The sequence below is a fragment of the Asticcacaulis sp. W401b genome (genome assembly GCF_046503825.1).
GTDB lineage: Bacteria > Pseudomonadota > Alphaproteobacteria > Caulobacterales > Caulobacteraceae > Asticcacaulis.
Genome location: NZ_JBKFEE010000011.1, coordinates 1 through 22,652, shown reverse-complemented (window position 1 = coordinate 22,652; position 22,652 = coordinate 1). Strand labels below are relative to the sequence as shown.

Below are 22,652 nucleotides of genomic sequence, written 5' to 3'. Positions count from 1 at the left end.
GAGCTTCCTTGAAAACTGTCAGAAACTTGCATATATTTCTGACAGGAAAAAATACGATGACACGGCTGACCGAACAGATTCTGAGCCATGCGACGGGATTGCCCGAAGGCGCCCCCTTCTCTGCTAAGGGTCTGCTTCACCTCGGAAACCGAGCGGCCGTGGATCAGGCATTGTCGCGCCTAGCCGAGCGCGGGCAACTTATCCGCGCTGGTCGTGGCGTCTATGTGCGTCCCACAGCCAGTCGGTTCGGTACGCGTGCCCCTTCCGTCGAGCAGGTAGTCGAGGCTCTTGCCAGCCAAAAAGGAGAGATCATCGTCTCGAACGGCGCTGCGGCGGCGAATGCCCTTGGCTTGACGACGCAGGTGCCTGTCCGCTCGGTCTATCTGACATCCGGGCGCAGCCGGAAAATGCATCTGGGTAAGCAGGTCGTTGAATTGCGGCACGCGCCGCGCTGGCAATTGGCGCTGGCCAACCGCCCGGCGGGGGAGGCTGTGCGAGCGCTGGCCTGGCTCGGCCCGGAAATGGCGGATGCCGCACTGGCGGCATTGAAGCGGAATATGCCGCCCGACGTTTTCGGCGAACTGGTTGCCGCCGCGCCGCAGTTTCCGACGTGGCTCGCGCAGAGTGTCGGAAAGGCGGCCTATGGCTGACGTCTTTCTCAAGCTTTCAGACGAAGATCGGCGCGATGCTCTAGGCGTCGTCGCCGACCGTTTGGGTCGTCCTACCCATCCTCTCGAAAAAGATACGTGGGGGTGTGGGCGTTGGCGACCCTTGTTGAAAATACGCCTTCACCAGGTTGCACTGGATTCGCACCCGTTGGGTAGCAGACCCTCTGGGAACTTCGGCGCACACCCCCTGGCATTCAGGGCACGACCGGATAAAAGGGCTTGCCCCAGTTTTGGTCGGGATTGTCCATCATCAGATCAGCGAAAATGGGCATAAGGAAGCCTAGGATGGCGGCGCCATCTTGGACCTGAGTGCGGTTTACGCTGCTGTTCCAGGTTGAGCCGCCATGGACGAGTTGATTTCGCAGTACATATAGCCGGTCGAAGACGAAGCTGAGTAGACGATGGGTGTCGCCGCTCTGAAACGCCTGCGCAAAAGCACGTGAGGACGCTTTGAAGCGCTCCTCCCAATCCTCAAAACCCGAAATTCCATTATGGTGCTGCCAGAATGGATGGAAGACGTAGCGGTTGTCCATCAGCAGCCGCACGGGGCCAGAAAAACGCTGCCAGATCGCGCCGTGGATCCGCCTCTGATTGTCGAGTGCGATCAGCCGGCCGAAAAAGTCGGTGAAGGCGGCGCGCTCGCCCGGCTGGATTGTTTGGAATTCGCCCTCGTCGGCGTATGCGGCGTTAAATGCTATCCACAGGAAGATAAAACGAGCATCGGCATCTGCTCCGCAGGCCTCAGCGCGTCCGATCCAGCTAATGGCGCGATGGACGCGCAAGCTCATTGTCTGGGGGAAAGCTTCGCGCACCGCACGCTGCTTGGTCTTCAGCTCAGCATGGGTGATGGCTGTCTTGGTCGTCATTCCGTTTTGTTCCCGTTGTCTCATGGCAGAGAGTCGAAATCGCTTCTGCGGTGGCTTTTGACCAAGGTGCGCAACCCCTCGGGCGCAATGACTTCCACCGCATCGCCCCATTGATAGAGGTGCCAAGCCATCTCAAGCCAGCCGGCTGCATGAAAGCGCACGATCAGACCGCCATCTTCCTGCACTTCCGCGACCTGTCTTGGGTGAAAGCAAAACTCGGCCGCCCGCGCTGCTGCATGGGGTGAGAAACGCCAAATGACCTCGTCATATTGCGCGGGATCTTGGTAAACGCCGAAGGACTGGGCGGCATATTCCTCCAGCGAAAAGCCGGGCTTCAGGGTGAAACTCTCGTCCAGGGTCTGGGCGCTCAGGATCTGGTCCATGCGGAAGTTCAGTATGTCTTCACCGCGCGCCGGCTGACGCGCCACCAAATAGCTGCGATGCCCCAGCAGAAGACCATGCGGCTCGATGATCCGTTCGGGTGAGTCCTCGCTTCTGTAGCGTAGCCGCAAGCGGAACGGGCCACGTAGTCCCTCGATCACAGCGTCCAGTACCGCCGGCGCCAGATTAACCCTCGGGCCTGGGCGGGTGACGGATCCCATCGCCAAAAGGACAGCTTCGACATCGGCTTCTGTGCGACGGGCGTCTCGCGGCGTCAGACGGGCCAGAAGTCCGTCGCGTAGGTCATCGAGCGCAGCGGCGTGGCGCAGGCGACCATCGCTTCGCGCCGTTCTACCGGCGATCTCCAACGCCTCGACCGCCGTCTCCAGACGGGGCTGGAGTCGTTCGAGCTTAGGGTCGGCGACGCGCCACCGCCGCCGACGGTCCGGGCCGTCCAGCGTGTCGACGTTGGTAAAGATAGTTTCCAGCGCGTCGGTCATGCGTTGCGCCGTGCGGTGGGAGACACCGAATTCTTCACAGATCTCATCGAGGGAAATTCCGGTCCGCCGTGTGGCAGCCAACCGCGCCAGCCTGACCAGGTCCTGAGCCTTGGCGAACGACATAAATCCGAGTCCCGATTGTGAGCCATGTCAGATATTGACACCCACACACAGTATGTCAGAGGTTGCAGTCTGTCGAGATGCATCTCTTGTTGGGACTGCGCTCGCGAAGGGGACCTTTATGCGAATTAGAGACGGAGGCCGGATACTATTGTCCGCATCAGATCTGATGCGGTTCATGGGGTGTACCCATGCGACTGCGCTCGACCTCGCATTTATGCAGGGCAAAGGCCCTGTGCCCCGCGATGACAGCGATGACGCAGTTCTGCTCCAGAAACAGGGCGATGCCCATGAGGCTGCCCATCTGGCTAGGCTGAAGGCTTCGGGCGTTTCTGTTGTCGAGATCGCTCGGTCGGACATTGCCGAAAACGCGGAGGCGACGCGTGTCGCACTGGCGGGAGGACCACAGATCGTTTTCCAGGGAGCGCTGCTCGGCGAGAATTGGGGTGGCTGGTCGGATTTTCTCGAGCGCGTCGAGCGCCCCTCGGAGCTTGGCCCCTTCAGCTATGAAGTCACCGACACCAAACTCAAGCGGCGTCCCCATCCCAAACATGTACTGCAACTGGTGCTTTACTCGGACCTCTTGGCCGAGATTCAGGGTGTCGCCCCCGAATATGCCCATGTCGAACTCGGAGATGGGAGTAGGGCGCAGTTGCGGCTCGCCGACTATCAAGCCTATGCGCGAATGGCGCGCCAGCGGCTTGAGGCATTTCTGAGCAACCCGATCCCGACCAGGCCGATTCCCTGTGCCGATTGCGGACTCTGCCGCTGGGGCGATCATTGCGACAACATTTGGAAGACAGAGGACAGCCTGTTCAACGTCGCCAATATCAGCCGCAGTCAGGTCAAAAAACTCGAGGCATCCGGCATTGCAACGATGGAAGCGCTGGCAGAACTGGATCGTCCGATCCGCGGCATGGCTGAAAACACACGGGCGCGTCTGGTGACTCAGGCCCGTCTGCAACATGCCCGCAAGACCGGGACGCCCGCTTTCGAGCTGCGATTGCGCGAGCCTGGCAAGGGTTTCGATCTGCTGCCTGAGCCGCAGCCGGGCGACATATTCTACGATATTGAGGGCGACCCACATTACGAAGGCGGACTTGAATATCTGCACGGCGTCTGGGTCGAAGGTCAGTTCAATACCTTCTGGGCGCATGACCATGCCGCAGAGGCCACGGCCTTGTCCAAGTTGCTGGATTTCTTTCGGGACAGGCTCAGCGCTTTTCCCCAAGCGCGCATCTATCACTATGCGTCCTACGAGATCACCGCCTTGCGGCGACTGACCGCCAAATACGGGATCGGAGAGGCCTTCTTAGACCGCCTGCTCCGTGAGCGGCGCTTTGTCGATCTTTTTGCCGTGGTGCGCGGCGCGCTCATCGGCTCGGAAGCCAACTACTCTATCAAGTCGATGGAAGCTTTCTATGGGCGCAAACGCGATGGGGAGGTGAAAACGGCGGGCGGATCGGTCGTGGCTTATGAGCACTGGCGTGAAACGGGCGAACAGCAGATTCTCGATGAGATCGAGGACTACAACCGCATCGATTGTCTCTCGACAGAGGAGTTGCGCGACTGGCTGGTCAGCATCCGGCCTGCTGCGCCGTGGCCGGTTCTGACCATGGATGCCGGCGATAAGGAGGTCGAGGAAGACGCCGAAACGCAGGCTCTGCGCGCGAAGCTCGCTGCGACCGACCTGCCACCAGACCGACAGGACATGTTGTTCAATCTCGGCCAGTTTCACAAACGCGAAGCCAAGCCGGCGCAATGGGCGGTTTTTGACAGCGCAGGCAAGGACGAGGATGACCTGATCGACGATCTCGATGCGTTGGCGGGTCTCGAAGCCATCGACCCCGCAGAACCGGTCAAACGCTCGACGATGCGTCGCTATCGCTTTCCGCAGCAGGAAACCAAGCTGCGTGCGGGTCGAAGTGCAACTGTCCCGGTCCTCGATGGGCCACCGGCCAGTGTTAGCATTGAGGAACTGGATCGAACCACGCGGATCGTCACGCTCAAGGTCGGTCCCCGTAAAGCCCATTTTTTGGCTGACCGTCTGACGTTGCATCCCGACTGGCCGTTGAATACGGACGTCATTGCCGCGGCGTTACATGACGTGATCGAGGATCAATGCGGTGCCCGCCGCCTGACAGCGATCGATGATCTTCTGGCGCGCGCCGCCCCGCGTCTTGTGACAGGCGCTCGCTCGGATCTACTGAATGGCGCTGATCCGCTAACGGGAACGATCGCGGCAATTGCAGCCATGGACGGCACTGTGCTGCCGATCCAGGGGCCACCGGGAACCGGCAAGACCTATGTCACCGCACGGGCAATCTTGTCGCTGGTGCGCCAGGGCTACCGCGTTGGTGTTACTTCGAACAGTCATGAGGCCATCCGCAATGTGCTGATGGGATGCGTCGCGGCGCAGGACGATGGCGACCCTGTCCGTGGTCTGTGCATCGCTCATAAGGTCGGGAGCGGCGAGGACGGCTATTCCGACGATTTTATCGATGTCATCCGCTCCACCGCCAATGACGATCCTATATGGCACCGCGCCCATGTGGTGGGCGGCACGGCCTTCTTCTTTGCCCGCCCCGAACAGGAGCAGGCGCTCGATTGGCTGTTCGTCGATGAGGCCGGGCAGGTTGGGTTGGCCAATATGGTCGCTATGGGTCGGTGTGCGCGCAACATCGTGCTGGTCGGCGATCCGCGTCAATTGCCGCAGGTTATCCAGGGTGCGCATCCTTATCCGGCAAACCTGTCTTGCCTGGAATGGATGCTGGGCGATCATGCCACGGTCCCGCCCGATCGCGGCATTTTCCTGCCGGTTTCGCGCCGGATGCATCCCGATGTCTGCGCGTTCATATCGCGGCAGGTCTATGAAGGCCGCCTCACCAGCGCGCCTGATACTGCCGTCCAAGCTATAGGCGGGACGGGCGGTCCCGAGGCCGGTGCTTTCTGGGTACCGGTCACGCATGAGGGCAACGCCCAGGTCGCGGCTGAGGAAGTCGCTGCCATTCAGGCGACGATCACAGATCTGCTGAGGGGAACCTGGACCGACAAAGATGGGACAACGCGCCCCGTATGTCCGGCCGACATCATCGTCGTCGCGCCTTACAATGCTCAGGTCAACGCCCTACAGGATGCCTTGCCCGCCGCTATCCGTGTCGGGACGGTCGACAAGTTTCAGGGGCAGGAGGCGCCAGTCTGCCTAGTTTCCATGACCGCGTCGACGGTCGAGGAAACGCCCCGCGGCATGGATTTCCTGTTTTCGCTCAACCGAATCAACGTCGCCGTCTCGCGGGCCAAAGGCCTGGCGCTCGTGTTCGGCTCACCTCGGCTGCGCGAAGCCAAATGCGACACTGTCGAACAAATGCGCCTCGTCAATACCCTGTGCGCATTGCCCGAGTTTGGAGTTCTTTGAATGTGGACGAATTTTGAGGCGCGCCTCGATGAAAATGAGCAGGAACGCCCCATAGCCCTGCGACGGGCGCTTTTCGATGTGCTCCGGGGTTCGGGGCTACGTCCCGGTCAGGGCGTCACCAAGAAAATGGCATCCTTTGAATTTGGAGCAGGCGAGCGTCTGCTCTGGGAAATTCAGAGTCCGGCTAATATCTTTCTTGATGTGAAGTGGCGCGATCTGGTCGAAGCAAACGGCTTTGCCACCGAAGTGCGCCCCTATCAAAGCGGTATGAAGGATGGCGGCCGGCATTCCGCCCTTAGCCGCGACTGGTCTTTTGGCGATGCTGACTGCTTTGTCGTGCGGATAGACAACGCTGAGTCATTGCGTCGGCTGATCGGCGTTCTGTTGCAGTCCGACGATGAACTGGTGCTCAATCCGGCAGCGGTCACGCGCTGGATCGAACAGTTGCGTCATTTCTTTCCCGCGCTCGACCGCTTCGATCGACCCGACCCGCAATTCGACGAGGCGGAACGGACCTACAAGCTGCAAATCGCAGCCGAGCTGAAGGCCGCGATCACACAGGCCGATTCCGATCAGGCGCTGGCGGACGCTGTCAACACCGCACTCGGCAAAAGCAATTTGCTGGATTGGCGCGTCTATTGGCCGATGTCGTCGAAAGGTGACGCTGATCGCGAAAAGCTCTGGCCGGCGTTGCGAACGCTGGTCGACGCCGCGCTCGGTAGGCCAGACGGCCACGCGGCTGCCCTGGAGGTTTTCGTCCAGGCATGGATCGCAGCGGTTCCAGACGGTAAGCCAGACCCGGCACGCCAGATCGCCGAATTCCTGTTCCTGCATCTCTCCCCCGAAGATGGAATTTATATCCGCCACTCCGTGCGTCAGGACCTCTGGCGAGAAGCGGTCGGTCGCCGGTTTCCTGATCATCCGTCGATGGCTGACACCTATCGCGACGAACGGCGCTTCATGCAGGCGGTTCGGCGCGCTTTCGCGGATCGAGGCCTGGCGCCGCGTGACATGATAGATGTGCAAGGCGCACTTTGGATCGTCCACAACTATAAGGAAGAGGACATGGCGGCCTTTTCACGCGAAGCCGTCGAGACGGCGATGGATGCCTACGACAGCTACCGCCAGTCGAAGGCGCATAGCTCCATTTTCGATGTATTTGGCGAGCCGCGTGACTATTGGGTCCGTTCGACACGTGACCGACCCAACCGGATTTACCCGTCCAAGCCGATTGTTGGGTTCCTGCGCGACAAGACACAGCTTAATGGGGGGTGGGGACAGAAGGCCGATGCCGCCGCCCAACTCCACAATGCCGGCTATATCATCGTCGATAGCGATGATGCGCCGGTCACGCCGCCAGAGCGGTACGCGCATCTGATCGGCGACGCCGACCGCATCCGGCTATGCGCACGCAACTATTATGTCGAACCTGCCCGTGAGAAGGGCGCCAGCGAGGTTGCGATCCGCGCCGGAGATCTCGGCCGCGACATGGGACTGTTCGACCGGCATCCAGCCATCTGTAGCGCGCTCGGGAGCGAGAAATTCCAGCAACTCGCTCAGGTCCCACCGCCGACTAACACCTTGCCCAATCCCAGCAGTTCCACCGTTTTCACGTATCAGCTCGCCTCGGCAAAAGGGCACCCGACCATGACGATTGTACCCGCCACAGCTATGTCCGCCTCCACCAATCTCATCCTTTACGGGCCGCCGGGAACCGGCAAGACCTATGCCACCGCTTGGGAAGCGGTGCGGCTCTGTTTGGGCGATGTGGTGGCCGATCCACTTCGCGAAAACCGCGATGCCGTGATGATGGAATATCGCCGTCTCGCCAGCGAAGGCCGGATCGAGTTCGTTACCTTCCATCAGTCCTTTTCTTACGAGGATTTCGTCGAGGGGCTGCGGCCAACGACCAGTTTGGAACAGGAAGGTGATGACGAGGTCGCCAGCACTTCGGGTGGCTTCAGTCTCAAGCCCCATGCGGGTGTTTTCAAGATCATCAGCGAGAGAGCGCGTCTCGACACCGGCGATGCGCCGGCCAAGCGGCTCGACCGCTCGCGCGCAATCTATAAGATCGCTCTCGGCCAGCGCGGCAGTCAGGAAGATCGGATCCGCGAAGGCCTCGATGGCGGGCTGATCCATCTCGGCTGGGGTGGTGACATTGACTGGTCCGACGAGCGCTTCGACGATTTCGAGGAAATTCGGAAGGCGTGGAACGACCAGAAGGACCCCGACGCATCCGGCAAGGACCCCAACATCGAGATGCTTTACGCTTTCCGGTCCGGCCTACAGGTAGGTGACTATGTTGTCATCTCTGATGGCCGCGACAGCTATCGCGCATTTGGCCGTGTGAGCGGCGAGTATTATTTCGATGCTGATGCAGCGGTCCACCCGCATCGGCGTCGAGTCGAATGGATATGGCGCGATGACAATGGTGCCGAGCGCGCGCCTTTCTACGCACGGAATTTTCGCCGCCAGGCGGCCTATAGGCTCGATCCAGACCGGATCGACTGGGATGCGCTTGAAGCCGTGGTAATCGACCCCAATGCCGAGCGCCCAGTAGCGGGAGCGCGACCGCATGTCCTTATCATCGACGAGATCAACAGAGCCAATATATCCAAGGTCTTCGGCGAGCTGATCACGTTGCTCGAAGTCGACAAGCGGCTCGGCTGCGAAAACGAGGTTAGGGTTCGGCTGCCCTATTCGGGTACCAGCTTCGGTGTGCCGGCCAACCTGCACATTATCGGCACAATGAATACGGCGGATCGCTCGATTGCGCTGCTCGATACCGCCTTGCGCCGCCGCTTCACCTTCTGCGAGCTGATGCCGGACGTGGAGAAACTGCGCCGGGCGCTAACGGCAAGACAGCTTGACGCCGAAAATCTCGATGGGATCAATCTGTGCAAGCTGCTGCACACGCTCAACGAGCGGATCGAATTTCTCTTCGATCGCGAACACCAGATAGGCCACGCTTATTTCACCGGCTGCCGCAACCGGGCTGATGTTGAGGACGTAATGCGCCACAAGATAATCCCGCTTCTGGCGGAGTATTTCTATGAGGATTGGTCGAAAGTCGCTGCTGTACTCGGCGATAACGATAGTACCAACGGTGCCAACGGCGCCCATTTCCTCGAAGCAAAAAGGCTAAAGGCACCGGCCGGCTTCGTCGAAGAGGAACTGGGCGGGGACAAATGGCGCTGGAGTGTTAAGGCCAGTTTCGACTTCTCGGATTTCGCAGCCTGATGCCCGCCTATACGGTTCGAGAATGGGACAAGCTCGCCTACGGGGACGGCGAGGGGCAGATCCCGGTCCACCATGCCGACCGGCTGGCGGGTCTGGCGGCGCGTTCGGTCTTTGCTGGCCGCGGCGGGAGCGGGGTGTTCGAACATGGTCGGCAGGCCCTACGCGCTCGTGGTGTGGTCGGGATTCTTGCCGCAGGCGATGCAAGCCTGGAGATACTGCCAAAGATCGACGTGGTGCCCGGTGAAACGCCCGATCATCAGAACGCAGCGATCCGTAAACGCTTGGTCCATATGCTGGCTGTCGCGTTTGATCTCAAGATTGACTTGGGCGTCATCACTGATCTTGCCTGGCAGCGCGAGACACTTCTCGAAATCCTGATCCGCATATTTTGCGAAAAGCTGACCGCGGCCCTGCGCAAGGGGATGCCGCGCCGATATATCGATCACGAGGAGGACTTGCCTAACTTGCGTGGCCAGCTCGATATTACCCGCCAGTTCACTCACCATGCGGTCAACCCCTCGCGCCTTGCCTGTCGGTTCGATCTGTTGTCCGAAGACATCGCGCTGAACCGGATCATGAAGGCGGCGGTGCTTCGCCTTCTTCGCGTCTCGCGACGCAGTGCCAACCAGCAACGCCTGCGCGAGTTGGCCTTCGTCTATGCCGACATCGTCGATGTGCCGGTTTCAGGGTTGCGCTGGGATGAGGTTGTCATCGATCGCACCAATCGGTCATGGCAGGACCTCTTCGCTATGGCCCGACTATTTTTGCAGGACCGCTATCAGACGACCACGGGTGGCGCAGGTCAAGGCACAGCGATGCTTTTCGAGATGAACGCGCTGTTCGAAGAGTATGTCGGGCGGTTGATTGCTCGAGCACTGGCGGGAACCGGGCTCACCGTCTCGTTGCAAGGCGGGCACCTGTTCTGCCTGAGCGCCCAGGATAACGAGAGAGGGCTCTTCCAGACCAAGCCCGACATCCTGATTCGCCGAGGCGGCGCGATCACCCACGTCATCGACACCAAGTGGAAGCGAATTTCCTCTCGGATCGATGACCCCAAGCAAGGGGTCTCGCAAGCGGACGTCTATCAGATGATGGCGTACGCGCAGCTCTATCGTGCTCCGCGCTTGACGTTGCTCTATCCCCATCACATGGGACTTGGCCCCGAAGATTTGGTTCATGCGCGTCATCGAATCACGGGACATCAAACCACCCTGGAGACTGCGAGCATCGACGTGGCGAACGGCACCGATATACTGACGCGGCTCAGGCGGCTGCTCTTGAGTGAAGAGCCGAAAGTGGACTACGCCTATGCCTGATTTTTACATTTCTCCGATCTCTATCGTTAACCAGATCAAGAGCAATCTGCAGGATCGGTACGATTCCGGGTATCCAATCCTCAAGGAGTTGCTGCAAAACGCCGACGACGCGCAAGCCCAACGATTCACGCTCGACGCACTGCCCGGCTGGCCAAACGCGGTGAATCCGCTGCTGCGTGGGCCGGGTCTCTTGGTTGCGAATGATGGCTTCTTCCGCAGGCAGGACGAGAGCGGAATTACGTCTTTTGGCGAGAGTAGCAAAGCCGCCGACAATGCCGCGATCGGCAAGTTTGGTTTCGGCCAGAAGGCCGTATTTCACCTCTGCGATGCGTTTATCGTCTACGCCCGAAGGGAACACGGCGATGCCTTCAGCACGGTCGTCAACCCGTTCCTGAAAGTGGATGTCGCAGGCAATATCAGTCGGCAGTGGGAGTCACTCGAGCCTGCCGATGTCGGATTTTTGGGAGGTAAGGTCGTCTCAGACTTCCCAGATCGGTGCCTCGTTCTTTGGCTGCCGCTGCGCCGGGATGGTATTCAGCCAGCCCCAGGGGTTGGCTTTTCCAGCAATATACCATCGGCAACAGAGACGATCAGGGAACTCATCCGACCTGACGATTTGCAGGCTGTCCTGACGACGCTGCGCCATCTGAAATTGATTGAAATTCTAGAAAACGGTGAACCTCGCAGTAGGTTGAAACTCAACGTTGCGCAGGGCCGTTTCCTTGGGCCGAACCGTTTGGGCGATGGTGTTCACGCCTTTGGCGGCGAGATCGAAGCCACGCCAGAGAGATCAACAGCGTCATTTGTCGGGCTTGAAACGGTGGGCATTGACGGCCGTCTTGCGGAACTGAGACGCACCCCGCATTGGCCGCAAACGATCACCGTTCTCAGCCCACAACCCGTTCCGGAAAAGGGAGAGCCGCACGGGGCCGCGACTCTGTTGCGTATCCCCCACAAGGGAACTGCGCACACTAAGCCGGCGCAGCTACGCATTTCTTGGGCCGTGTTCCTGCCCATCTCCGATGAGTCCAGCATCGTCATCCCGCTCGACGACGGTGGTGAGCTCGGCCAATTTCGCCTCCTTCTGCACGGCTATTTCTTCCTCGACAGTGGCCGTCGCCAGATCGAAGGGTTGAATGTTGTCGTCGAAACTGGCGTGCCTGCCGATGCTATGGCGCTGCGCCGCGCGTGGAATAGCGAACTTCGTGACTCCGTGGTTCTTCCACTCCTGCCGGCTCTGCTGAGAGACGCGCTTGGCAAGGCGATGGTGACATCGTCGGAACTCACTCAGGTTGTTTCGGCGCTCGCACGGCATGACTGGTTTCGGCGCAACCGCGACGCCATTTGCCGAGAACATGCGTTGGTGCGTGTGCTCGAAGGGTCGGCCATCGTTTGGCGTGTCGTTCCGTCGGGGGGCACCCTCCGGCCGCTGCCGGCCTCGGTGGCGGATACCCCTCAACGGATTGTGGAATTGTTTGGCCCCATCGGCGCATGGGCCGATTCAAATGATGCTCACCTCGTCGTTGATCCCCGCGCGGCGATGAGTGCGCAGCCGATACGCTGGACCGGGGCAGACCTCGGCACAGTATTTTCCGGGCTTTCGCCGCGTGCATTCCAATCGCGCGATCTCGCGCGACTTCTCGTCGATTTCCTCGATATGGCGATGCCAGGCGATGCCCTGCATTCCGCGATCGGGGCGCATATGGTCGCGGCCTTGCGCACGGCCATGGCGGGAACTCAGGCGCTCGCTCCGTCCGAACTTATTAAATTGGTTCTTGCCCATGTTCCACATGGCGCGTTGTTCCCGCTTCCCCCATCTGTCGAAAACCGGCAGGTCCTGCGCGCGCTGGTGTCTGCCCCTGCGAATATCCTGCCAGTTCGTGGCGAATGGCTCGATGATGGCCGGCGCCCTCCACGGCTATCCGACAACGATCTCAAGGCGTTGCTCACCGCACTTGAGCCGCTGATTGAAGGCGATCAGGCGGATCAAGCAGCGACCGCCGCGTTGGCGCTGCTCGCTCAGGCCGAGCGGAATATCTCCGAACTGGCGCGTGACCGTGATTTCGCATCCATCAAGGTTCTGCGGGTGCGGGATGTCCGTGTCCGGGGCCCAGTTGTGCTATCGCTCCAAACGCTCGTTGAATGCGCCGGAGCCGAACTCTTGTTCGCAAGCTCGCCTCAGGCGAACACATGGCTGCCATTGCTCGTGGAGGCATTACCGGACGTATCCCCACTGATCGTGGACAGCGGCGCGACGCCACTCCTTCGAGATGAAGCAAAGCTCGCACTTCAGTCGGCGGGCAAGGAGGCTGCTTTCTCGCTCATCAATAAAGCCATGAGCTTTGGCCCAGAAAACGCCCGCCAACGGCTACTCGATGAGATTGGAACCGACGATAAAGACGATCCAGCAGCCGCTAGGCGCCTCTGCGTCGGTATTCGTGAAGCGGGATACTCAGTATCGAAACTTTGGACGCTCGATCCGAATCAAAAAAGGATAGAGCGCATTGCCACGGCTTTGATTAGCCGGAGCCAAAACGAATTTCTTGTCCCGACCGGCATTGCTGACGGACTGTCTAGGACGCAACGAAACCATCTTCGTATTGAGGTGCTCGACGCGACCAATCTGGAAGCGTTGTTCGAGAAGCATATCGCCGCCTTTGAGCAACTTAGCCCTGATGTATCAGAGCGGGAAGCCGTCCTTGAGGCCGGACTGCCCGATGATCTGCTTATCCGGTTGCCTATCCATGAAAGGCAGGACGGGACAGTTGGGGCTGGAAAGGGCATCTTTCGCGAAACGAAAGAATGGCCTGTGCCTGAACCGTTGCGGGCTGTCGTTTCTATCGTCCGGCCATGCCAAAGCCAGAAGGCTCGGGAACGGCAAGGACAGCTTATTGCGGCATGGTCGCCGGAAAGCCAGATTGATGTTGCGCTAAGTTGCAGTGATCCACACAGCCTTCGTGGCGTGATACTGGACGCGCTCGCCGGGTTGCAATCTCCGCCCGATGGACACTTGCTCGAAAGACTGCGCGCCAAGTCTTGGCTTTTTGCCGATGGACACCCGGTCAAGCCCCAGGAGGTACTTGCTCTTCCATCAGCGGTCGATGAAGCGGCACGAGCGCTTCTCTTGAAGAATGGAGAGACGCCCCCGTTCTTGCCCGCTGCAAGGCTGGCCATCGACGTGCGCGAGCATCGCGGCTTCGATCATCTTGGAAGATGGGTTCTGCCGGACAGGCGCTCTTCATATGAAGCCTTGGCGCTGATGGTCGATGATGGGGGGATCATCGGCCGCCTTGGAACGGCTGATGACCTTCCAACAGACGATTTTGCGACATTGGCGAAAGACGGCGGCGATGTCGGGTTGCCGGGTTGGCCTCTGCTGGCGGCGGTACTGATCTCGGAAGCTGATCGCGGCGACTCGATGAAAGTTGTCGCCGCTTTCGCGGAGATGCACTCCTCCGGCGCTGAGTTGGCAGGAATCCACCTCGACCACCTCGCGGCGTTGGCGGAGGAAAACGGGCGGAGAGGCGAGGCGGCCCGCAGAGTCTATCGCCACGGATTCAATATCGTCACCCGTTGGCCGGAAGAAAGCCGCCGTCGAGTGTTCGGCGGAACGCTGGTTCCTACCGAGGCCGGAAATTGGCGCAGCGGTCGGGAGGTCGTCCAAGGCGGTGACGGGCTCGATCCGAATTATGTGTTGGCGCGGGACTACGCATCCACGCTTGGAAAGCGTGAGGCATCACCTGTCGAGAGGCGTGGCGCTGGATATGAAGTTCATGACTCATCTCCGACAGAATATCGCCGGGGGGAGATCGGGAATGTCGACCTGGCCGCATTGGACGCCCAGTGGGCAGACCAGCATCGGTCGTTCCTCGGCCCATGGCGGGGGCGCGTACCGTCTGACCTTGTGATCGTCTATCTCGGCCTGATCGGCCGGAGCGAGCCTTTCCGGCACCTGGCTAACGAATGGGTGATCGACGCGACCGCCGATGTCGATACACTTTGGGCCGACCTCGACGATCACTTTCCCAGAGAAATCCTCTATCCGAACGCGTTGGCGGACGAGGTTGATCAACGCCGTTTCTTGATCGAGCCGGTCGCGGGCGAGCATGTGCAAGCAGTGGCCCTGTCGGGGGACGTGTTCGACGCACCGTTGGGTGCTCCTGGCAACGGAATTCTCGTTGGGAATCTGCACAAGAGCCATGAGGGCATCCGGGCCGCCGACGGTAAAGTGCGGTCATTGATCACGCTGCCAGTCAGGCACGTGGATCCGAGCGTATACGGGCAGAAAGAGGCCAGCGGCATCTTCCGGCGGTTCGTCGAGACAGTCGCGGCAGACTGTCTGTGGCTCGGCATGGAAAGCCAGCGTGCGGCGTTGCGGAAAATGTTGGACAGGGCGGTTAAGGTAGATCAATCGACGATCGAGGAAACTGAACGCCTGCTTCGGGACCGGCTCCCAACGATTCTCGCTGAGTTGAAGCTCCCCACTAATTATCGCACACAGAAAGCGCTACGCGAATATCAAGCTGAGGAAAGCCACCTCCATCACCTTTCCGCGTCGGCGCAGAAGATGGAAGAATTGAAAGCGGAGCTATGGCGAAAAGTATCCGACAGCACGCTGGCAGCCGAGCTTCTGTCCGCGGTTCGCGCCAAGATCGGGGATTTCGGATATTCCGCCAGCCGGGTTCTATTCGAGCTTTTCCAGAACGCCGACGATGCCTATCGGCAGCATGGTGAACCTGCATCGGACGCCCGTTTCCGGGTGGAGCCTCTAACGGGCGACCCAGGCGGGTTTCGTGTCGTCCATTGGGGCCGCCCGATCAATCACATGGGGCATGACGCAGAGGAGGGGCGCCGCCTCGGTCATGACCGCGATCTGCTCAATATGCTGTTGATGAACTTTTCCGAGAAACGCCCCGGAGACGATCTGACCGGCAAGTTTGGGCTGGGCTTCAAGAGCGTCCATGTGCTGTCGGACGGCATCGGCATCGCCAGCGGCTTTATCGCCTTGCGCACGGCCGGCGGCTTTTTGCCGACGCCATGGCCGGAAGGCATCGACATAGCGGAGGCACGAAAGGCCCCAGGCGGCCGAAAGGCGACCGTTCTCGAAGTTCCCCTTTCAGCAGAGACGACTGACAAAGGCACTGATGCGATGGCGGCGTTTAAATCCGCCGTGACGTGGTTACCTGCTTTCGCCCGCACCATTCGCCGCATCGAGATCGAGGGCGATGTTCCCACGAGCGTAGATTGCTCGTCGTCGCCGCTTCTAGGCGAGAGCCAGATCAGGGTCATTTCCGTGTCAGGCGGGTGCCGCGAGCGTGCCCTGCGGTTCGATCTGTCGTTCGGGTTTGCCCTTCTGCTGCGTATTGGCGCTGGCGGACCAGGTAGATTTCCCGACGACCTGAATCGACTCTGGAACCTGACCCCGCTTGAGGTGCCGTCCCGCTCTGGCTGGTTGCTCAACGGTCCTTTCGCTGTCGATCCAGGACGGACAGGACTGGCCGGCTCGATTGCTTATCAGACGGATAGATTCCGAACACTAGGACGGACATTAGGGGACCGCCTTCTGAAATTGCACGATCTCGCGGACGCCGACTGGCGCGGGTTCGCGGAAAGCCTTGACCTGGATGCCTCGGACACTTCTAGAACGGCGGCGTGGAGCACCTTCTGGTCCCGCCTATTCGATGTCCTCGCGCCGGATTTCGACGACGGTCTCGCCCGGCACCTGCACGCCGATGGTCGGGGATATGGCCACCTCATAGACCAGCGCCAGGTCGTGCCGACCCGCCTGCCGCCTCCATTCGCTTTGTTGATAAAAGCGTCGGCCGCGGCCTGTTTCGTTGATGGCGCGTTATCGGATCTTCCCATGCTCGCCAAAGTTCAGGATTGGCCGGCCATCACGGAGCTACGAGACCGGACGGTATCATCCGATATAGCTGGGCAATTGCGAAAGCTCGGCTTTGGGAATATTCGTCCCCTTCGCTTTTCAAGCCTTCTCCGCCAGCAGATCGGCGAAGACAAGCATGTCAGTGCAGATTTGGCGAAAACCCTCGGCCTTGCCCTTACATCTCAATCTATTCGGGAAGCGCCGCTTGATAACGAGCTTCACGAGATTCTGGACGTTTCCAGGCAGGCATTGTTCCTCGCACAGGATGGGGCTTGGCGGATAGCTCAGCTTCCGAGTCCCGATGCGGCCGAGGACCCCGAAGAGCGCAGGTTATGCGCATTTGCGCCCGCGAAGCATCTGCTGGACAGGCAATATACAGGCGCGGCACTGGAGTTTTTCCGGGTCGCCCGCGAACGATCGGGCTTCGGCCCTCAAGCGCGTGACCTCGGGGGCTGGACAGCGGAAATCCCGGACGACGACCCAGACCGACAAGCGGCAGCGCTCCGATACGTCATTGAGGGGCGCCAAGGCCGAGAATTGGGTGATGAGATCGGCCGGCAGCGACCCGGATGGCTGCCTTGGCCTTCGTCGCAGTTGCGGATCAGCCCGCTGCTCTCCGGATGGACGGAGAAGGAAAAGGACGATCTCCTGTATGCCATCCAGGGCAGAGATGCCTTCTTGTCGCCAATGTCTATTCAGTCTCCCCCGCCTGAGCCTGCAACGGTCCTGACAGCAATCCACGCATGGTGGCGCGCCGAGGGCTCTAGCCTCCGCGCCTCATACGTGGAGAGGGCCTACCCGGGGGATTTCTCGCCGTCGCAGCTTCGGGGGTCACAGGATCGCACGGCATGGTTCACGATGTTCGCCTTGGCCTGCTTCCAGTCATTCGGCAGAGCGCAGGACGAGCAGCACAAGAGCTTTATCGAGGCCGGCTACAGAGAAGGCTGGTGGCAAGAACTGTCCGAGTCACGGCCGCCCGATGAGGTGCACTCATGGCTTGAACGGCTAGAACGATGGAGCGCACCCGATCATTTCGATCAGCAATATCTGACGTGGCGACGCACATTCGTCGATCTGTATTCCATTGCTCGCTGGTTGGACGAGTATCGCGAGGTTACGGTCAAGCTACCGAGAATTATCGAAGAGCATGGCGTCATTTCTCTCAATGGCGCCTTGCAGCCGAGCTACTGGCCACCGGCCATGCGTCTTTCCATCGACGCTGCCCCGATGAACCGTTCTCTTGGTATCGGTATGAACTGGATGATCCGTGAACTGGTGCGGCACGGCGCCTATGAGACGGGCGATGAGCATCTGATGATTCCTTATGTTTGGGCTCCATCCAAGCGTGTCCGCGTCCTGCTGAATGAATTGGGCGCTGACCTTCGTGAGCGGCCGGACAAGGAAGCTAGTCGGACGATCTGTGATTTCGTAACGAGACATCTCGGAGACAACCATCGGTTTGATGGCGACTTCGATCTTCCGCTTCAATTGATTGCCCGGCGCAGGCACCGGGATGATTTGGAAACGTGCTTCGCTGATGTTGGCGCTGCTCCGCCAGACCTCCTCACGGATGACGATGAGCGGGAGAGCGACGGCGAGTTAGGGGGGGATGGCGAATGACTGAAGCACGAAAATTGGCCGCCGGCGTTCCCGTACACCATCCTCGTCATGGCAATGGGCGCGTCGTGGTGGATATGGGAGCCACGGCCGTCGTTCGTTTCGGCGGGACTGTTGAGCAGGTTCTCGCAAGCGAAATTGCCGAGATACCTTCTCTCTATTCGGCTCTCCGCAAAGGCGCGGACGCAGATCCCATTGACGCGGTGATCCGTGCCCAGGCACTTGCGATTAGATCGGTCAATGACCAGTGGGGCGTGTTTTCTCGCTCGCGCGTGCAGTTGCTTCCGCACCAGCTATGGGTTTGCCGCAAAGTAACCCAGGAATGGCCATTCCGCTGGCTTGTCGCTGACGATGTGGGGCTGGGCAAGACGATCGAATGCGGCCTTGTCCTCATGCCGTTGATCGCATCCGGGCGCGTGCGCCGGGTGCTGATCCTCGCGCCCGCAAAGCTCGTCCCGCAGTGGCAATTTCGCCTCAAGGATATGTTCGACATCCGACTCCAACGCTATGTCACGGAAGCAGATACGGCGCGCGGCGATTTCTGGGCGACAGCTTCGATGGTGGCAGCATCCTTCCATACGCTGAGAGATGACCGTCGCGGCGCACGGGAAAGGCTACTCAACGCCGATCCCTGGGATTTGGTCATTGTCGATGAGGCTCACCACCTCAGCGTGGATGAACGCGCCGGAGAGACGCTGGCATACAGTCTTGTCTCCGACCTTCAGGAGCGGGGTAAGATCAACTCCCTTTTGTTTTTCACCGGAACTCCGCATCGCGGGAAAGACTACGGCTTCTTCGGCTTGATGCACCTCGTGCGGCCGGACCTCTTCGACCCGGAGCGTGACCCGGTGGAACAGCTCTCTCAGCTTTCCAAAGTCATGGTCCGAAACAACAAGGCGACTGTCACCGATCTCCAAGGGCAGAAACTCTTCAAGCCTGTTAATGTCTTCAACCGGGAATACCAATATAGCGACGATGAAACACAGTTCTATCGGACGTTAAGCGAGTTCGTCATCGACGGCCGGGCCTATGCCGCGACCCTTGACGGGCGTGCGCAGACAGCACGGATGCTCGTGCTGATCACGCTACAGAAGTTGGCTGCCAGTTCGATCGCGGCGATCCGCAATGCGCTCCGAAAACGTCGAACAATGCTTGCGAACCTCGTTGGCCGTTCAAATGAGTCCGTCCCACTTCCTAATGACGAGCAGGCGACTTTTGACGACTTGTCGGAAGCCGAAGAAGCGCTTCCCGGTTCTGCTGACGTCCTGCTTATGGAGGACGAGATACAGCGTCTCGACGAACTGATCGCTCTCGCCGACGCTATAATCCGAGAGACCAAGATCGAGCGCCTGCTTCAGATGATCGGAGAGGAATTTGGCCCTGACGAGCCGATCCTGCTCTTTACGGAATACAAGGCAACCCAAGCCCTTATCATCAACGCGCTGTGTCGCCGGTTCGGGTTTGGTTCGGCTACGTTCATCAACGGGGATGAACGGCTGGATGGCCTTGAGCAGGCTTCGGGCTCGGCAAAGACTGTCAGCCAGTCTCGCGAGCACGCTGCGGATGCCTTCAATGCGGGGAAAGTGCGGTTTCTTGTGTCCACCGAGGCTGGCGGCGAGGGCATAGACCTTCAAGAGTGCTGCGCCGTGCTGGTGCACGCGGATATGCCCTGGAATCCGATGCGGCTCCACCAGAGAGTCGGGCGTCTATCCCGCTATGGCCAGACGCGGCCGGTCTCGGTCTACATTTTGCGAAACCCACAGACAGTCGAGGCGCGCATCTGGGATTTGCTCAATGCGAAGCTGGAGCGCATTCAGGCCGCTCTCTCCTCGGTGATGGAGGAACAGGAGGATATTTCACAGTTGGTCATAGGCATGGTTGGCAACTCGCTCTTCAACGAGCTTTTCTCCGGGAGCGAAGGGCTTTCTGGCGAGCGATTGGGTGGCTGGTTTGATCGTGCCACCTCCACCCTCGGTGGGCGTGACGTGGTTGAAACCGTGCGCGAGCTTTTTGGCTCCGTGTCGAGGTTTGATTTTCAGCAAGTCGGAAAAGACTTGCCGAAGGTCGACCTTCCCGACCTAGAGCGGTTCTTCATCCAAACTGTCGGCAGGCATGGGCGCCGGATTTTCCGGCGGGATGATGGTCTTGAGATCAGAACCCCCGATGATTGGAAGGCGCGCAGCTACGCGCTCCGGGACAAGTACGAGGGACTGGTTTTCGACCGCAGCCTCCGGGGCGCCAATGCCGCCTCTAGGGTTTTAGGTATCGGCCATCCTCTGTTCGACATTGCGCTCGACGATGCGCAAGACATCCCAACGCGAGTCGCCTCGGTCGAGGGGCTCGACCGTCCGGTGCTGATCCTAGCTGTTGAAGACGAAGTTACCGGGACCGGTTCGCTCGTCCATAGGCTAATATTCGGTGTGACGGAGAAGGACGGGAAGATCGAAGTCTTGCGAGATTGGGAACTCTTAAAGGTGATGAACACGCTCACGGTCAAAAGTTCTCCTGGTACGGGGTCAGAGACTGATGGCGCTGAGGTGATGATGGAGCACCTTAAACAGGCATTTGACGCTAGCATCTCTTCTCATGCGTATACGCTCCGGCGGCCGATTTCCTGGCCAGAAATGCTCTTTATTCCGGGCGCAGCAGGGTAGTGCGAATAGGTAGCTCCGGAAGCGTCACCGCCTGCCTTTGTCGAACTCGTCCGGCTCGATGTCGCGAGGCGGGGGGCGTATAAATGCCGCTAATGGCCATCCTCACGCTTGGGCTAATTGTGTCCGTTGCCGCCCTCAACAATTCCGGCGCCTTTCAGCATATCTCCGATGGAGCACCCGCCGATCCGGCAGGTGGCGACCACCCGATCGTATGACCGGTGATTGGCGGTGCACTCGGCATTCCGGCCTGTCGCGATGCGTTCCAACGCGGTTTTGGCTGCGGGGCCGGACGGGGAGTGGAGTTCCGGCGCATAAAAATCCTCCAGCCGAATCTCTACCCAGTTGGCTGGCCCTTCGCCGACAGCCACGCACAACGAGTCGCCGTCACCGACATATACTACGGGACCGGAGAAGTGCGCGCCGCGGTATAGATAGGACGGCGTCGGACCATGGTCCGGAATGGCCTTGCAGGGATCGGCTTTGGCGCCTGTCGCTGTAGGCAGCACGGCCAGCATTGCCAACCCTATTTTGAGATGTTTATGGTTCATGCTGCTGCTTTCACCCGCTTTTTGGCGAGCATGGCGCGGACGAACTTGTCCCATTTGGCCATACCAGCGCGCTTCTCAACCATGTAGTTCCAGCGGTCGTAATGCTTGGAGCTTACATCCTGTAAGGCGTGGTTTTGGAGGCGGTCGCGTATTTCCTTGGGGATGCCAGCCTTGCCTGCCAGGGTTTTGAAGGTTCGACGAAGGTCGCGGTTGGTCGCATGGGGGATTACGCCGCGATCTCGCTGGCGCCAGATGAAGCTGTAGAGCGTGCCATGGCTGACGGGCTTTGATGGGTCTTTGGCGGACGGGAAAAACCACCCGTACTCGTTTGGGATGATCGATTCGATCAGCTCAGCGGCCAACGAGGGCACTGGAACAGCGTGCGGCTGAAGATTCTTGGTTTTGGTCCAGTCTATGATCCGTTCCTTGGCGTCCCATTGATCAATATGCAGGCGAGCGATTTCCTCAACTCGTTGGCCGGTCAACATAATGATCTGAACGGCGCGTGCATAGGAGGGATGAACCGGGGTGTCGGGGCATTCGAGCCAGCGATAGAGGCGAACGAACTCGTCCTCGCTTAACCAGCGCGTCCCAATTGTCTTGGGTTCCGTCGGTATGCCCGCAGCGGGATTGTAGGTCAGACGGAAGCGTCGCGCTGCCGTGGACCGATAATCGTGCTCAGATTTCAGGCCCCAGCTGAAAGCGGATCTAATATAGCTGCGTACATGATCGGCCATTGAACGTTTGCCGCGCTCATAGATTGGTCGAATGATCGCCGTGATCTCATCCGGCTCGATGTCGCGGGCCGGGCGGTTACGGCCGAGCGTATCCGCGATTTTGTTGAGGCCCTTCTCAGCTTCCTTCCAGGACGATTTTCCGCCCTCCTTGAGGTACGCTACATACGCCTCGAACAGGTCAGCAACCGTCCCCGGTCGAGTGTCGCCAGCTATTTTTATACTTCGGCCTTTCTGGATCATATCAGCGAAGTCGCGATTGAATAATTCGCGCGCCTTGCTGAGGGGCATCGATGGATAGGAGCCGAGTTTCTTCTTGAGGCGCTTAGCGTCGCGCCATTGCTGCGCCATCCAGTCCGCGGTGACGCGGGTCGGCATGGGCTTCATTACGAGGATCAGGCGGCCGGTCCCGTGACCCTCGCCGTCGACCAAGGTAAGCTGCTTGCCTGTCGTCTCCACCTGCTTCAAGGCGCGGCGAATTTCTCCATCTGTAAGGCTTGGCATTGGGGTTCTCCGTCGGCTTCCAACTGGGGTCGCTCGACGGGTTCGTGGGGTCGGCGACTGGGGGCAAAAAGGGCTCCGATCCCCTTAAAACCGACCCCAATATGCCACAGTGACCGACTCTACGACAAGTCAAAAATGTGTTGTGTTTCAGTGTGATGGTGCGTGATTGAGCGTGATTTAAAAGGCCCAGTGGGATGGTTGCGGA

10 protein-coding genes are annotated in these 22,652 nt (G+C 59.7%); 6 read left to right on the top strand and 4 right to left on the bottom strand.

The annotated features are described in order from the left end of the window. Nucleotides 1-56: 56 nt before the first annotated feature. Nucleotides 57-650 carry a DUF6088 family protein gene (locus tag ACK8OE_RS16630; protein WP_410273482.1) on the top strand — a complete coding sequence of 198 codons (594 nt, stop codon included), beginning with the start codon at nt 57-59 and terminating at the stop codon, nt 648-650. A gap of 212 nt (nt 651-862) precedes the next feature. Here the strand turns inward: ACK8OE_RS16630 and ACK8OE_RS16625 are convergent, their stop codons facing one another. Together ACK8OE_RS16625 and ACK8OE_RS16620 are read right to left on the bottom strand one after the other, a co-directional pair. Then, nucleotides 863-1,534: a hypothetical protein gene (locus ACK8OE_RS16625; RefSeq protein ID WP_410273481.1), complete on the bottom strand. Its 672-nt coding sequence runs from the start codon at nt 1,532-1,534 to the stop codon at nt 863-865. Between the two features lie 20 nt (nt 1,535-1,554). Next, a complete protein-coding gene (locus tag ACK8OE_RS16620; protein WP_410273480.1) occupies nt 1,555-2,538 on the bottom strand; it encodes a helix-turn-helix transcriptional regulator in 984 nt (327 codons plus the stop codon). 148 nt (nt 2,539-2,686) lie between these two features. Between ACK8OE_RS16620 and ACK8OE_RS16615 the strand changes: the two genes are divergently transcribed. Genes ACK8OE_RS16615 through ACK8OE_RS16595 form a run of 5 tightly spaced genes read left to right on the top strand, consistent with a single transcriptional unit; the run spans nt 2,687 to nt 20,661 of the window. Next, entirely contained in the window at nt 2,687-5,950 is a 3,264-nt protein-coding gene (locus tag ACK8OE_RS16615) for a TM0106 family RecB-like putative nuclease (RefSeq protein WP_410273479.1), read from the top strand. Then, nucleotides 5,951-9,190, top strand: coding sequence for an AAA family ATPase (locus ACK8OE_RS16610; RefSeq protein WP_410273478.1), 3,240 nt, complete (start codon nt 5,951-5,953; stop codon nt 9,188-9,190). Continuing rightward, nucleotides 9,190-10,506, top strand: coding sequence for an McrC family protein (locus ACK8OE_RS16605; RefSeq protein ID WP_410273477.1), 1,317 nt, complete (start codon nt 9,190-9,192; stop codon nt 10,504-10,506). The genes ACK8OE_RS16610 and ACK8OE_RS16605 overlap by 1 nt, the downstream gene beginning before the upstream one ends. Then, complete coding sequence (locus ACK8OE_RS16600) at nt 10,499-18,010, top strand: sacsin N-terminal ATP-binding-like domain-containing protein (RefSeq protein WP_410273476.1); 7,512 nt, start codon at nt 10,499-10,501, stop codon at nt 18,008-18,010. The genes ACK8OE_RS16605 and ACK8OE_RS16600 overlap by 8 nt, the downstream gene beginning before the upstream one ends. After that, a complete protein-coding gene (locus ACK8OE_RS16595; protein ID WP_410273475.1) occupies nt 18,007-20,661 on the top strand; it encodes a DEAD/DEAH box helicase in 2,655 nt (884 codons plus the stop codon). Before ACK8OE_RS16600 ends, ACK8OE_RS16595 begins: the two co-directional genes overlap by 4 nt. A 113-nt stretch (nt 20,662-20,774) precedes the next feature. On the opposite strand, the gene ACK8OE_RS16590 is transcribed toward ACK8OE_RS16595, so the two are convergent. Then, nucleotides 20,775-21,209: a thermonuclease family protein gene (locus ACK8OE_RS16590; protein ID WP_410273474.1), complete on the bottom strand. Its 435-nt coding sequence runs from the start codon at nt 21,207-21,209 to the stop codon at nt 20,775-20,777. After that, nucleotides 21,206-22,447 carry a tyrosine-type recombinase/integrase gene (locus ACK8OE_RS16585; protein ID WP_410273473.1) on the bottom strand — a complete coding sequence of 414 codons (1,242 nt, stop codon included), beginning with the start codon at nt 22,445-22,447 and terminating at the stop codon, nt 21,206-21,208. The genes ACK8OE_RS16590 and ACK8OE_RS16585 overlap by 4 nt, the downstream gene beginning before the upstream one ends. Between the last annotated feature and the right edge of the window lie 205 nt (nt 22,448-22,652).

What these genes read in the sequence shown, in the direction of transcription:
- ACK8OE_RS16630 (WP_410273482.1), top strand. Translation starts at nt 57, where the DNA reads ATGACACGGCTGACCGAACAGATTCTGAGCCATGCGACGGGATTGCCC.
- ACK8OE_RS16625 (WP_410273481.1), bottom strand. Translation starts at nt 1,534, where the DNA reads ATGACGACCAAGACAGCCATCACCCATGCTGAGCTGAAGACCAAGCAG.
- ACK8OE_RS16620 (WP_410273480.1), bottom strand. Translation starts at nt 2,538, where the DNA reads ATGTCGTTCGCCAAGGCTCAGGACCTGGTCAGGCTGGCGCGGTTGGCT.
- ACK8OE_RS16610 (WP_410273478.1), top strand. Translation starts at nt 5,951, where the DNA reads ATGTGGACGAATTTTGAGGCGCGCCTCGATGAAAATGAGCAGGAACGC.
- ACK8OE_RS16605 (WP_410273477.1), top strand. Translation starts at nt 9,190, where the DNA reads ATGCCCGCCTATACGGTTCGAGAATGGGACAAGCTCGCCTACGGGGAC.
- ACK8OE_RS16600 (WP_410273476.1), top strand. Translation starts at nt 10,499, where the DNA reads ATGCCTGATTTTTACATTTCTCCGATCTCTATCGTTAACCAGATCAAG.
- ACK8OE_RS16595 (WP_410273475.1), top strand. Translation starts at nt 18,007, where the DNA reads ATGACTGAAGCACGAAAATTGGCCGCCGGCGTTCCCGTACACCATCCT.
- ACK8OE_RS16590 (WP_410273474.1), bottom strand. Translation starts at nt 21,209, where the DNA reads ATGAACCATAAACATCTCAAAATAGGGTTGGCAATGCTGGCCGTGCTG.
- ACK8OE_RS16585 (WP_410273473.1), bottom strand. Translation starts at nt 22,447, where the DNA reads ATGCCAAGCCTTACAGATGGAGAAATTCGCCGCGCCTTGAAGCAGGTG.